At 68.9% G+C, this 12,557-nt stretch carries 16 protein-coding genes; 8 read left to right on the top strand and 8 right to left on the bottom strand.

Features of this window, described 5'->3' with window-relative positions:
* The first annotated feature begins 321 nt into the window (after nt 1–321).
* The gene (locus RAB70_RS00835; protein ID WP_017911980.1) at nt 322–795 is read left to right on the top strand and encodes a hypothetical protein; all 474 of its coding nucleotides are present in this window, start codon (nt 322–324) and stop codon (nt 793–795) included.
* 420 nt (nt 796–1,215) lie between these two features.
* Nucleotides 1,216–2,853 carry a Na+/H+ antiporter gene (locus RAB70_RS00830; protein WP_148828021.1) on the top strand — a complete coding sequence of 546 codons (1,638 nt, stop codon included), beginning with the start codon at nt 1,216–1,218 and terminating at the stop codon, nt 2,851–2,853.
* A 197-nt stretch (nt 2,854–3,050) separates the two neighbouring features.
* On the opposite strand, the gene RAB70_RS00825 is transcribed toward RAB70_RS00830, so the two are convergent.
* Nucleotides 3,051–3,530: an Lrp/AsnC family transcriptional regulator gene (locus tag RAB70_RS00825; RefSeq protein WP_148828020.1), complete on the bottom strand. Its 480-nt coding sequence runs from the start codon at nt 3,528–3,530 to the stop codon at nt 3,051–3,053.
* Nucleotides 3,531–3,641: 111 nt separating this feature from the next.
* Here RAB70_RS00825 and RAB70_RS00820 point away from each other — a divergent pair, with 111 nt between their 5' ends.
* The 3 genes from RAB70_RS00820 to RAB70_RS00810 all read left to right on the top strand — a co-directional run bounded on the left by RAB70_RS00820 (nt 3,642) and on the right by RAB70_RS00810 (nt 6,439).
* Nucleotides 3,642–4,571: a DMT family transporter gene (locus RAB70_RS00820; protein ID WP_148828019.1), complete on the top strand. Its 930-nt coding sequence runs from the start codon at nt 3,642–3,644 to the stop codon at nt 4,569–4,571.
* Between the two features lie 162 nt (nt 4,572–4,733).
* Nucleotides 4,734–5,681, top strand: a complete 948-nt coding sequence (locus RAB70_RS00815; RefSeq protein ID WP_017914796.1) for an ABC transporter ATP-binding protein — start codon at nt 4,734–4,736, stop codon at nt 5,679–5,681.
* Nucleotides 5,678–6,439, top strand: a complete 762-nt coding sequence (locus RAB70_RS00810; protein ID WP_017907655.1) for an ABC transporter permease — start codon at nt 5,678–5,680, stop codon at nt 6,437–6,439. The genes RAB70_RS00815 and RAB70_RS00810 overlap by 4 nt, the downstream gene beginning before the upstream one ends.
* Before the next feature lie 57 nt (nt 6,440–6,496).
* On the opposite strand, the gene RAB70_RS00805 is transcribed toward RAB70_RS00810, so the two are convergent.
* A complete protein-coding gene (locus RAB70_RS00805; protein WP_010343635.1) occupies nt 6,497–6,739 on the bottom strand; it encodes a DUF3297 family protein in 243 nt (80 codons plus the stop codon).
* A gap of 149 nt (nt 6,740–6,888) precedes the next feature.
* On the opposite strand from RAB70_RS00805, the gene RAB70_RS00800 reads away from it, so the two are divergent.
* Nucleotides 6,889–7,434: a hypothetical protein gene (locus RAB70_RS00800; protein WP_017907656.1), complete on the top strand. Its 546-nt coding sequence runs from the start codon at nt 6,889–6,891 to the stop codon at nt 7,432–7,434.
* A gap of 19 nt (nt 7,435–7,453) precedes the next feature.
* On the opposite strand, the gene RAB70_RS00795 is transcribed toward RAB70_RS00800, so the two are convergent.
* From RAB70_RS00795 to msrB, 6 genes are all read right to left on the bottom strand, one after another.
* Nucleotides 7,454–7,738, bottom strand: coding sequence for a DUF4031 domain-containing protein (locus tag RAB70_RS00795; protein ID WP_017915239.1), 285 nt, complete (start codon nt 7,736–7,738; stop codon nt 7,454–7,456).
* A gap of 8 nt (nt 7,739–7,746) precedes the next feature.
* Nucleotides 7,747–8,271: a hypothetical protein gene (locus RAB70_RS00790; protein WP_148828018.1), complete on the bottom strand. Its 525-nt coding sequence runs from the start codon at nt 8,269–8,271 to the stop codon at nt 7,747–7,749.
* A gap of 127 nt (nt 8,272–8,398) precedes the next feature.
* Entirely contained in the window at nt 8,399–9,595 is a 1,197-nt protein-coding gene (gene motB / locus RAB70_RS00785) for a flagellar motor protein MotB (protein WP_148828017.1), read from the bottom strand.
* A 7-nt stretch (nt 9,596–9,602) separates the two neighbouring features.
* Nucleotides 9,603–10,457: a flagellar motor stator protein MotA gene (gene motA, locus RAB70_RS00780; protein ID WP_017908926.1), complete on the bottom strand. Its 855-nt coding sequence runs from the start codon at nt 10,455–10,457 to the stop codon at nt 9,603–9,605.
* 114 nt (nt 10,458–10,571) lie between these two features.
* Nucleotides 10,572–10,967: an MliC family protein gene (locus RAB70_RS00775; RefSeq protein WP_148828016.1), complete on the bottom strand. Its 396-nt coding sequence runs from the start codon at nt 10,965–10,967 to the stop codon at nt 10,572–10,574.
* Nucleotides 10,968–11,005: 38 nt separating this feature from the next.
* Nucleotides 11,006–11,470, bottom strand: a complete 465-nt coding sequence (msrB, locus tag RAB70_RS00770) for a peptide-methionine (R)-S-oxide reductase MsrB (protein ID WP_148828015.1) — start codon at nt 11,468–11,470, stop codon at nt 11,006–11,008.
* A 138-nt stretch (nt 11,471–11,608) separates the two neighbouring features.
* Between msrB and RAB70_RS00765 the strand changes: the two genes are divergently transcribed.
* Nucleotides 11,609–12,055, top strand: a complete 447-nt coding sequence (locus RAB70_RS00765; protein WP_148828014.1) for a hypothetical protein — start codon at nt 11,609–11,611, stop codon at nt 12,053–12,055.
* A 119-nt stretch (nt 12,056–12,174) separates the two neighbouring features.
* A complete protein-coding gene (locus RAB70_RS00760; protein ID WP_017914941.1) occupies nt 12,175–12,555 on the top strand; it encodes a host attachment protein in 381 nt (126 codons plus the stop codon).
* Nucleotides 12,556–12,557: the final 2 nt, after the last annotated feature.

Genomic DNA, 12,557 nt, shown 5'->3' with positions numbered 1-12,557 from the left:
GCATCCTGTAGGCGACGCACGCTCATGCCCGGCAGGGCCGTCGCGAGCCGTCGCCGTTCACACTGACTGGCAGCGCGCTCCCCTACGCCGGAAGGGATCAATAGGGTGGGTATTGGCCACAAATCAGGTTTTGCCCGGCATCCCTTGCCTTGGCCACGGCCGATTCTGTGGGTGCATGGCCTTCGCCAACCGCGATCCGGTCCTGGTCGATCAACTGGAAGCCGCTGGTTTCGCCAGTGCAACGCGATCGGCATCTGCCGTCGACCGGGATGCAAGGACATGCCACATCAACCGCACGATCACATGTAAAGAGAGGATGGCATGAAGTACTACCACTACGGTCCGGTGTCGATTCTGAGCAAGGTGAAGCGACTGGGCGGCAGCAAGGGATGGGAGTTCATCGAAAGCGCGCAGGATCAGTCGGAAGGAAAGCCGAAAGCGTGCTATGTCACACGCCTTTCGCCGGCGCAACTTGCCGACAACAGTAACCCGGTGGCGCGGGTGCTGGGCCTGAAGGCGACGCCGGGCGATCGCTGGCTGTGCTTTGAGATGGACTTGCCCGATGCCTGGGAAGAAAAAGGGGCTGCCGTGCTGGTCACGCCCATCAAGGGGGACAGAGGCAAGCAGGGAATCGCCCTGTTTCTTACCAAGCAAAACGGCTACGACGCGAGTATCGATGAAGGCGTGGACCCACGTAGCGACTACATCTATATCAATCGTGCGTACTGCACGCAAATATGGACCATCAGTACTGGCACGGGGAAAGGCAAGGCATTCGAACCCTACAAGCCGTAGTCGATCCGGTTCTGCGCCTGCTCGCTGCGCACGTTTTCGGCACGATGCGTGCGTGCGCGCATTTTGCGGACGCAGGGAGCGATGTGCCGTCGTTCCGCACCAGTGTTGCGTCAGGGAGCATGGACGGATCGTGCGCCGCTGGGCGCGATGCAGCCAGCGAGACAATGCGGCCGTGCGGTCACCATCGGTCGGTGACACACCGGGGGCGTCCATATCCGGACGGGATGGACGCTGCTTGGTCTGGGGCGAGCGCTGCTTACCTGGCGCGCCAGGTGGCGGCCACCCGTCCGGGCTGCAACATTGCGACATCAGCGTCCGGCTGCGCCGCCCCACTGGACATCGCCGCCGCGGTGCGCTTTGCTTGCAGGCTCCCCCATTCATGGGCGGCGCCGCCGGCGTGGCGCCGCCGTCCGGACGAGCATGCATTCGATCGAAGTGGTCTTGGCGATGTTGCTGGCCGTGGTGGCCAGCGGCTACCTGGTGCGCGTACTGCCGTTTTCGCTGCCGTTGCCGCTGGTGCAGATCGGCCTGGGCGCGATCATCGCCGGCGTGTTCAAGAAGGGTTATGCGCTGGAGCCGGAGCTGTTCTTCCTGCTGTTCCTGCCGCCGCTGCTGTTCCTGGACGGCTGGCGCATCCCCAAGCAGGGCCTGTTCCGCGACAAGGGCGTGATCCTGGAGCTGGCGCTGGGCCTGGTGGTGTTCACCGTGATCGGCGCCGGCTTCCTGATCCACTGGATGATCCCGACCATGCCGCTGGCGGTGGCGTTCGCGCTGGCCGCGGTGGTGTCGCCGACCGATCCGATCGCGGTGTCCTCGATCGCCGCGCGCGCGCCGATCCCCAAACGGCTGATGCACATCCTGGAAGGCGAGTCGTTGCTCAACGACGCCTCCGGCCTGGTCTGCTTCCAGTTCGCGGTGGCCGCGGCGATCACCGGCACGTTCTCGCTGGCCGATGCCTCGCTGACCTTCCTGTGGGTGGCGCTGGTCGGCGTGGCCGCCGGCATCGCGGTGGTGGTCGGCACCAGCCTGGCGCAGCGCTGGGTGTGGCGCCAGGTCGGCGAGGAGCCGGGCGCGGCGATCCTGGTCAACCTGCTGCTGCCGTTCGCCGCCTACCTGCTGGCCGAGGCGATCAACGCCTCGGGCATCCTCGCCGCGGTCGCCGCCGGCATCGCCATGAGCTACGTGGAGCTGAGCGGCCGCGCGCCGGGCAGCATGCGCGTGCAGCGCTCGGCGGTGTGGGACATGGTGCAGTTCACCCTCAACGGCATCATGTTCGTGCTGCTCGGCGAGCAGTTGCCGGGCATCGTGCAGGGCGCCATGCACAACATGGACGAAGCCGGACACCTGAACCCGTGGTGGCTGCCCGCCTATGCGCTGGCGATCTACGTCGGCCTGCTGTTGCTGCGCTTCCTGTGGGTGTGGCTGTCGCTGCGCTGGACCCTGCTCAAGGCGCGCCGTCGCGGCGAGGACCGGCAGAGCCCACCGTGGCGGATCGTGGTGGCGACCTCGCTGGCCGGCGTGCGCGGCGCGATCACCCTGGCCGGCGTGCTGACCCTGCCGCTGGCCCTGCCCGGCGGCGCCGCGTTCCCGGCGCGCGACCTGGCGATCTTCCTGGCCAGCGCGGTGATCGTCACCTCGCTGCTGGTCGCCAGCATCGGCCTGCCGCGGTTGCTGCGCGGCCTGGAGTTGCCGGAAGAGCCGACCGATCGCCTGGAGGAAGACCTGGCCCGCCGCGAGTCCTCGCGTGCGGCGCTGGCGGCGGTGGAGAAGCTGCGCCAGCGGCTGGTGCAGGACAGCGAGCACGCCGACCTCTACAACGAGGCGGCCAACCGGGTCAGCGCGCTGTACCAGCGCCATCTCGACCATGGCGAGGCGATGGAGAGCGATCCGGAGGAGGCGCGGCGCCTGGACGCGGTGCTGCGCCAGCTGCGGCACGCCGGCCTGCAGGCCGAACGCCAGGAACTGTTCAAGCTGACCCGCCAGCGCAAGATCTCCGACGAGATCGCCCGGCGGCTGATCCGCAACCTGGATCTGCTGGAGGCGCGGCGCAAGAGTTGATCGACGGCCGGGAATGGGGAGTCGGGAATGGGGATTCGTGAAAGCGGCTTCCTGGCGCCCTTTTTGGGCTCGCCGCGATGCCACTTTCGGCGCGCGCCGGTTCACTGCTCGTCGCTTTCTGCCCGCCAGGGGCGCACGCCGGCCTGCGCCCCTGGCGCTGTGTGGTCTGTTGCAAGCCGCGCGACTAGCGCATCGCGCTAGTCGTCCTCGGCCAGCGGCGGCAGCCGTCGCGGCACCGGGGTCGACTTCACGATGGCGGAGTTGGTTTCGGCGCGATCGGTGACTTTTGCCAGGATGCTGTCCAGGTGCGCGATGTTGCGCAGGTACAGCCGGCAGATGAAGCAGTCCTCGCCGGTCACCTTGTCGCACTCGACGAATTCCGGGATGCGCTGCAGCAGTTCCTCCACCAGGTGCAACTGCCCGGGCAGCGGCTTGACCCGCACGATCGCCTGCAAGGTGTAGCCCAGCGCGCGCGGATCGAGCTCGACCGTGAATCCGGCGATCACGCCCTGGTGCTGCAGCCGGCGCACGCGGTCGGCGGTCGCCGGGGCCGACAGGCCGATCTGCCGGGCCAGTTCGCTGGTCGCCATGCGCGCGTCTTGCGCCAATGCAGCCAGGATGGCGCGGTCGATCGCGTCGAGTGGGGCGATGGCGGGAGGGGAAAGGCGGGTTTGCATGGTGACCTTCCTTTTTTTGGTGAATTCCGCAATTGGCCTAATTTTAAGCATGTTCTGGCGGAATTGCGGTTTCTACAATGACGGCTGTTCGCAGCATTGAAAGGAACCGGGATGGCCTCGAACGAGATTCGCCGTGGTGCGGCCGAGATGGTCGTGGCCATGCTCATGTCCGGCACGATCGGCTGGCTGGTGGTGTCGTCGGGACAGTCGCCGTTCAACGTGGTGTTCTTCCGCTGCCTGTTCGGCGCGGCCACGCTGCTCATCGTCTGCGCGGCGCTGGGCCTGTTGCGGCGCAAGGCGTTCTCGCCGCGGATGCTGGCGCTGGTGCTGCTCGGCGGGATCGCGATCGTGGGCAACTGGCTGCTGCTGTTCGCCGCCTACGGCCGCGCGTCGATTTCGATGGCCACCGCCGTCTACAACACGCAGCCGTTCATGCTGGTCGGGCTCGGCGCGCTCGTGTTCCGCGAGCGCATCAGTGCCTCGACCGTGGGGTGGCTGGCGGTGGCGTTCGTCGGTCTGGTGGGCGTGGTGCGCATCGCGCCTGCGGTGCTCGCGGTGCCGGGCGAGTACCTGCAGGGCGTCGCCCTGGCGCTCGGTGCCGCGTTTCTGTACGCGGTGTCGTCGATCGTCACCAAGCACCTGAAAGGCACGCCGCCGCATCTGCTCGCGCTGCTGCAACTGGGCATCGGCATCGTGTTGCTGGCGCCGTTCGTGCATTTCGATGCCTTGCCTGCCCGTCCCGGCCAGTGGCTGGATCTGGTCGTGCTCGGCGTGGTCAATACCGGGGTGATGTACGTGCTGCTGTACGGCGCCATCCAGGCGCTGCCCACCGCGATGATCGGGGCGCTGTCGTTCATCTATCCGGTGGTGGCGATCGCGGTCGATCGCATCGCCTTCGGGCAGTCGCTGGCGTGGACGCAGGTACTCGGGGCGCTGCTGATCCTGCTGGCGGCGGCCGGGGTCAACTTCGGCTGGCGCGTGTGGCCGTGGCCGCGCGCAGCGCGGGCGCCTGCCAGCCGGCTCAAGCCCGGCGAGCGCTAGTCCACGGCGCGACGACGGCGTCGCCCGGCGTTTGCGGATACCTCGCTGGTGCACTGTCCCGCATCCGGGAGAGTGCTTCCGCCGGATCGGGATTTATCCATCACGAGCCGGCTTCTACCCTGGGGGCCGTTTCCGCAGCCGCCGCGCGCCCAGGGAGTTCCCGTGTCGCCGATCATTTCCGTACAACACCTGACCAAGACCTACGCAGGGGGTTTCCAGGCACTGAAGGGCATCGACCTGGAGATCCATCGCGGCGAGATCTTCGCCCTGCTCGGCCCCAACGGTGCCGGCAAGACCACGCTGATCAGCATCATCTGCGGGCTGGTCAATCCCAGCAGCGGCCGGGTGCTGGCCGATGGCCACGACATCGTGCGCGACTACCGCGCCGCGCGCGGCAAGATCGGCCTGGTGCCGCAGGAACTGGCCACCGATGCGTTCGAGACGGTGTGGGCGACGGTGCGCTTCAGCCGCGGCCTGTTCGGCAAGCCGCGCGACGACGCCCATCTGGAGCGGGTGCTGCGCGAGCTGTCGCTGTGGGACAAGCGCGGCAGCCGCATCTCCACCCTGTCCGGCGGCATGAAGCGGCGCGTGCTGATCGCCAAGGCGCTGGCGCACGAGCCGTCCATCCTGTTCCTGGACGAACCCACCGCCGGGGTCGACGTGGAGCTGCGCCACGACATGTGGCAGATGGTGCGGCGCCTGCGCGAGCAGGGCACCACCATCATCCTGACCACGCACTACATCGAGGAAGCCGAGGACATGGCCGACCGCGTGGGCGTGGTCAATCGCGGCGAACTGGTGCTGGTTGAGGACAAGCGCACGCTGATGCGCAAGCTCGGCAAGAAGCAACTGGCGCTGACCCTGCAGGCACCGCTGCACGCGTTGCCGCCGGCGCTGGCGGCGCAGCCATTGGAGCTGTCCGCCGACGGCACGACACTGACCTACACCTACGACGCGCAGGCCGCGCAGACCGGCATCGGCCCGCTGCTGCGGCAACTGGAGGCGCAGGGCGTGGAGATCAAGGATCTGCAGTCCAGCGAGAGTTCGCTGGAGGAGATCTTCGTCAACCTGGTGCGGCCGGCGTCGGCCGCGGCGGAGGTGCGCGCATGAACCTGCACGCGATCGCCGCGATCTACCGCTTCGAGATGGCGCGCACCTTCCGCACGCTGACCCAGTCCATCGCCTCGCCGGTGCTGTCGACCTCGCTGTACTTCGTGGTGTTCGGCGCGGCGATCGGTTCGCGCATGGGCGCCATCGACGGCATCAGCTACGGCGCCTACATCATCCCCGGACTGGTGATGCTGTCGCTGCTCAGCGAAAGCATCTCCAACGCCTCCTTCGGCATCTACATGCCGCGCTGGGCCGGCACCATCTACGAGGTGCTGTCGGCGCCGGTGGCGTGGTGGGAGGTGGTGATCGGCTATGTCGGCGCGGCGGCCAGCAAGTCGGTGCTGCTGGGCCTGCTGATCCTGCTCACCGCACGCGCCTTCGTGCCGTACGAGATCGCGCATCCGCTGTGGATGTTCGGCTTCCTGGTGCTGACCGCGCTGACCTTCAGCCTGTTCGGCTTCATCATCGGCGTGTGGGCCGACGGCTTCGAGAAGCTGCAGGTGATCCCGCTGATGGTGATCACGCCGCTGACCTTCCTCGGCGGCAGCTTCTACTCGATCAACATGCTGCCGCCGCTGTGGCAGAAGATCAGCCTGTTCAACCCGGTGGTGTACCTGGTCAGCGGCTTCCGCTGGGCGTTCTACGGCAAGGCCGACGTGCACATCGCGGTCAGCCTGGGCATGACCCTGGCGTTCCTGGCGCTGTGCCTGGGCGTGGTGTGGGCGATCTTCCGCAGCGGCTATCGGCTCAAGCCCTGAGGTGCGGCGCCGGGGCCGCAGCATGCCGGCAGGCGCGGCGCCTGCCGGTGGTCGAGCTTACTTGGCGTCGAGCCAGAAGGCTTCGACCGTGCCCTTGACCTTCATGGTCATCGGATTGCCGCGGCGGTCGCGCGCCTTGCCGACCTGGACGCGGATCCAGCCTTCGCTGATCGAGTACTCCTCGACGTTGTCGCGCTCCACGCCGTTGAAGCGGATGCCGACGCCGCGCGACAGCGTCTCGGCATCGTGGAAGGGGCTCTGCGGGCTGACCGCCAGGCGGTCGGGGGGCGTGTCGGACATCGTGGTGGCTTCGCGTGGCGGCGGACAGCGCCGTCTTCCGGGCTGCGAAGGATAAACGCCTGCGGCGCCGTTGCCGAGTTCCGTGCGCTTCCGTCGCCGCGGCGGGCACGGCACACTTGCACCTTCCCTTCCATCCGCCGGCTCGCGCCATGCCCGACAACAGCACCGACTACGACGATCCCGACGATCTGCACGACGAACTCGACGACGATCCGGACACCCAGCAAGGGCTGATCTGGAACCTGCTGCTGCTGATCAATCCCGGCGACGAGGAAAGTGCGCTGCGTCAGTTCAACGCGTTCCGCGAAGCGCGCGCCGAGCACGAGGGCGAAGAGGACGACGGCTGGTTGTGGACGCTGAAGGATGCCATCGACTGGAGTGCCGGCTTCTACGTGGACTGGAAGGACACCGAGTCGCTGATCGGCGCGATCGACGAACTGGCGACGCGCTGGAACCTGCGCATCGATTGGGGCGGCGACGTGGACGACGAGGACTTCCTCGACAGCCATGACGTGCCGGCGCTGCTGAACGTGGCCTACGACCGCCTGCGCGAACACGGCTACACCCTCTGGTGCTGGGACACCGAGGGCGATGCGTACGCCGGGTGGATGGCGCTCAGCCGCGACGACGAGGACATGCGGCGCCTGGCGGCGCTGCTGGACATCGAACTGCGCCCGGGCAGCGATCCGTTCTAGGCGGACGTGGCGCCACCGTTCACGGCGCCTCGCCGCGCGCCTGCGCACGTGCATTGCGGATCAATGCTTTCAGCAGCTCGCGGTCGCTGTGTCGCGAGACCGGCACCGCGCCCAGACGGATCGCGTCGTCGCGCAGGGCGGCGGGCACGTCGTAGTGCGCGCCGCTGAGCTTGTTCTGGAAGGCGCGGCGGGGGATGCCCAGCCGCGCCGCCATGGCGTGCAGTTCGTCCAGCGTGTCGGCGAGCAGGTGGCCCCAGCGCTGGCCGCGCCAGGGATGCACCGCATCGTCGATGTAGACCGCCACGCGCCAGGTCAGGCCGGCTTGTGCGTGCCGTCGGCGTCCGCCGCGGGTTCCGCGGTGGCGCTGCCGTCGGCCTCGGCCGGAGCGGCACCGCCCGTCTCCGCCGCGGCGTCCGCGTCGGCCCCGTCCTCGTCCGCATCCTCTGCCGCGCCGTCGCCCGCGGCGAACTCGGCAACCAGCGCGTCCAGGTACTCGGTCGGGGTCTGGCCGGCCTCGGCCGCCAGCGCGTCGATCATCTGCTGCAACTGCGCGGAGTAGTCCAGGGTGATGGTGTTGCCTTCCTGCTCCTGCAGGTTGGCCAGGTGCTTGAGCATCGCCAGCATCGGCACCGGATTGTCGGCATTGCCCATGGTCTGGCCACCGACCGACAGCAACCACTGGCGACCCTGCAGGCCGATCGCGGCCAGCACGCGGCCGCTCTCGTTCTGCAGCACGGCGTGGTTGGCGATGGGCTGCTCGCGGCCCAGGCGGGCGAAGGGACGCGGCGACTGCTGCTTCTTGCGCTTGTCGCGCTTGGCTTTGGATTGCTTGGACACGGCGGTCTCGTTGGCGAAGTGGCGGCCATTGTAAGCGCCGCGCCGTGTGCGGTCCCGCCAGGCCGGTGCGGCGCGGTCGTCGCCCGCGCCTGCGCGGCCGCTGGCGGCGCGCGCGGTGGCGCCGCGGTCAGCGCGTGTTGGTCGCTGCCGGGGTCCCGCCGGGGGCGGCGGTGCTCGCCACCGGTGCGCTGCCGTTGATGCTGCGCAAGGCATCGCGCGCGGCGGCGGCCGCGGCCTCCGGCGAGGTCGTGCGCGGTTCGACGATCTGCACCGAGGCCTTGCCCGGCGTCGCGGCCGGCGCCGTCGGGGCAGCGCCGTTGCTGGCGGCAGGCGCCGCCGCGGGCGCGCCCTTGCCGGCGGCCGGCGCGGCGGCCGCGTCCCCCGCCGCGGCGCTCAGGTCGGGCACCTTGGTGTCGGCGTCGGGCTGCACCGTGCCCAGGGCGACGCTGTGGTCGCCGTCGGCGATGGCGGCGTCCTCGGCATCCTTGGTCATCACCACGATGCTGATGCGGCGGTTGATCGGATTGTTCGGCACCTGCTTGTCGAACAGCACCGAGGAGGACAGCCCGACCACGCGCGAGACCTTGTCCTCGCCCATGCCGCCGGCGACCAGCTCGCGGCGCGCGGCGTTGGCGCGGTCCGCGCTCAGCTCCCAGTTGCTGTAGCCGTTCTTGCCGCTGTATTGGGTGACATCGGTGTGGCCGGTGATGCTGATGTGGTTGGGCACCTGGTTGATGAAACCGGACAGCTCGTGGAGGATGCCGCGGGTATAGGGCTTGAGCACCGCGCTGCCGAGGTCGAACATCGGCCGGTTTTCCTTGTCCACGATCTGGATGCGCAGGCCGTCCGGGGTCAGGTCCAGCAGCAGCTGGTCCTTGAACGGTTCCAGCGCCTGGCTCTTGTCGATGGCTTCCTTCAGCTCCTGCATCAGCGTTTCCAGGCGCTGCTTCTCCTTCTCGCGCTGCGTGGTCTTGCTGTCGTCGCCCTTCAGGCTCTTGCTGCCGAACGGATCCTTGTTGTTGCCGCGCTGCATCTCGCCGGCGCCGCCGAGCTTGATCATCGAGGTGCTGGCGCCGCCGGGGCCGGCCATGCCGGGGCTCGGCGCCGGGCTCTTGCCGGCCAGCGGGCTGGGGTTGCGGAAGTATTCGGCGATCGCCGCGCGCTGTTCCTTGGTGGTGGCCGCCACCAGCCACAGCACCAGGAAGAACGCCATCATCGCGGTCACGAAGTCGGCATAGGCCACCTTCCACGCGCCGCCGTGGTGGCCGCCGCCCTGGACCTTCTTGACCCGGCGGATGACGACGGTGGATTTGGTCTCGGCCATGACCGCGTTACTTGATCGTCTTCAGATGCGATTCGAAGTCGGCGAAGCTCGGCCGCACGTCGGTCGGCAGGGTCTTGCGCGCGAATTCGAGGGCGATCTTCGGGTTGTAGCCGCGCAGGCAGGCCAGCAGCGCGGTCTTCACCGATTCGAAGATGCGGCTGTCCTGCTCGGCGCGCGCTTCCATCGCCGCCGACAGCGGCGCGACGAAGCCGTAGGCCAGCAGGATGCCAAGGAAGGTGCCGACCAGCGCCGCGCCGACGTGGTGGCCGATCTCTTCGATCGGGCCGCCGATCGAGCCCATGGTGATGACGATGCCCAGCACCGCGGCGACGATGCCGAAACCGGGCAGGCCGTCGGACACCTTGCTCAGCGCATGCGCCGGCGCCATCGCCTCGTGGTGGTGCTTCTCCAGCTCCAGCTCCAGCAGCGGTTCCAGTTCGTGCGGCTCGATGTTGCTGCCGATCATCAGGCGCAGGCAGTCGGTGATGAAGTCGAGCAGGTGGTGGTCGGCCAGCACCTTCGGGTAGTTGCCGAAGATCGCGCTGTCGGCCGGGCGCTCGACGTGGTCTTCCAGCGCCATGAAGCCGTCGCGGCGCGCCTTGTTCAGCAGTTCGTAGATCAGGGTCAGGGTGCTGCGGTAGTCGTCGGCCTTGTACTGCGGGCCCTTGAACACGCCCAGCACGCCGGAGAGCGTCGCCTTGACGATCTTGCCCGGGGTGCTGACCAGGAACGCGCCCAGCGCCGCGCCACCGATGATCATCAGCTCGTAGGGCTGCCACAGCGCGCCGAGTTTGCCGTGCGACAGCACGTAGCCGCCGACCACGCTGATGATGACGACGATGAAGCCAACGATGATGAGCATGGCGGGGCAGCCTGCGGGCCGGAGCGGGGACGCTCTAGATGTCGGCCCCGCCGCGCCATTCTGAAGGTGTGAACTGTGCCGGGTTTTTGGCGGCGGCCGCGCCCGCGCCGGTCTTCAGCCGGTCATGCCGCTGTCGTGGCGGACGCATTTGAGGGTCTCGCCCAGGCCGGCCAGGGTCAGCGTGGCCTGGTCCGGCTGCGACTGCCAGAAGGTATTGCCCAGGGCGTCGGTGTAGCGCGCGCCGGTGGCGCCGCCGGCATCGGTGCGCTGCATGTCCAGGTGGGTGCCGCGCACCTGCAGGGCCAGGCGCTCGCGGGCCGGGTCGGCGGCCGCCTGCACCAGCTCTTCGCCGCAGCGCCACTGCATGGGCAGGGCATCGGCCTGCAGGCCGGGCGCGGCGGCCGGGGAGGCCGCCGCTGCGGGGGCGGCCTGCATGGGCGGGGTGGGGCTGCGCTGGCAGGCGGCCAGGGCCAGCGGCAGGAACAAAAGGGGAAGCGACGAGGTACGCATGCCGGTGGTCTCCCTGTGGCGGCGCGGCTGCGCCGGAATCAGGACGGTTCGGTCTCGCCGCCGCTGCGGTGCAGCGGGTTGGGCAGCGCCTGGCCCTGTTCGGTGAACTGCAGCGACACCGAATTCAGGCAGTGGCGCTCGCCGCTCGGCGGCGGGCCGTCCGGAAACACATGGCCGAGATGGCTGTCGCAGCGGGCGCAGACGATCTCGGTGCGGATCATGCCGTGGCTGGTGTCGCGTAGTTCGCGCACGTGGTCGGGGTGGTAGGGCGCGAAGAAGCTCGGCCAGCCGGTCCCGGAATCGAACTTGGCGCTGGAGCGGAACAGCGGCAGCCCGCACATCCGGCAGGTGTAGACGCCCTCCAGCTTGTTGTCCAGGAATACGCCGCAGAACGGCGCTTCGGTGCCGTGCTGCAGCAGCACCCGGCGTTCCTCCGCGTTCAGTCCGCCGATCAACTGCTCGCGCTCGGCAGCGGTAGGAGGCGTGAGGTCGAATCGGCTCATGGCGGGGCCCGTGGCTGGAGGAGGGGAAAACAACATGAGGGCTGTACGGGGTGGATCAAGCGCGCCGCGCCGCGTCGACGCCGAGTCGGCGATGCGCTAGCGTGGAACGCTCTCTTGCGGCCCGTCGATGGAGCCACCGTGAAGCGCCTGCTGCCCTGCGTTGCCATCGCCCTGCTCGTGCCGGCGCTCGCCGCCGCGCAGAGTCTCCAGCCGGTCCCCGGCGCACCGGCCGGCAATCGCGACGCCAACACCCTGCAGTCCGCGCCGCCGCCGGCGCCCTCGGTGGCCAGCCGTCTCGACGAGCGTCCGCCGGCCTCGACGACCGCTCCCAAGGCCACGCCGGTGCCCTCCAGCCTGGACGACCGGCCGCAAGGAAAGACCCGGCACACGCGCCCGGCCAGTCCGGCGGTACCGGCCGCCGCGCTCGCCGACCCGTCCGCCCGCCGCCCGGTCCGCCTCTACGACCGCCGCGGCCAGCTGGTGCCCGGGGCGATGCAGGTGGGGCCGAACCGCGCGCTGGATACCCGCACCGGTCGTTACTACGACACCGTGCCCAGCGGCGACGGGGTGCGCATCCAGGACTGAGCGCCTGCGCCCCGGCGAACGCGCGGCGAACGCCGCGTGGCCGCCATCCTCACAAATCGGTTCCTAGACTGGCGAACCGGCCGCGATTGCCGCGGCGCCATGTTTTCGCAGGAGAACCGATGAGCAAGCTTCCCGACAACACCCTGATCGTCGTCGCCGACCGCACCAGCGCGCGCCTGTTCCGGGTCAACCTGGCCGGCGAGACCGCGCTGCTGGAGCAGACCGAAGTGCTGAACCCGACGCCGATCGAGGGCGTGGAGGACGGCGACCGGCCGATGACCATGGATGAAGCCGGGTTCGTGCGTCAGATCGCCGAGCGCCTGTACCAGGACGCGTTGCGCGGCGATGTCGAGCACCTGATGCTGGTCGCCGACCCGCACACGCTGGGCCAGTTGCGGCCGCTGCTGCACAAGGAGGTCCAGAAGCGGGTGGTGGCCGAACTGGCCAAGAACCACGCCAATTCCTCGCGCGACGACCTCGAGAAGCTGCTGGTCTCCTGACC

The sequence above is a fragment of the Xanthomonas sontii genome (genome assembly GCF_040529055.1).
Classification (GTDB): domain Bacteria; phylum Pseudomonadota; class Gammaproteobacteria; order Xanthomonadales; family Xanthomonadaceae; genus Xanthomonas_A; species Xanthomonas_A sontii.
Note: the sequence above shows the minus strand (reverse complement) of the source record. Positions and strands in the feature narration are given on the sequence as shown.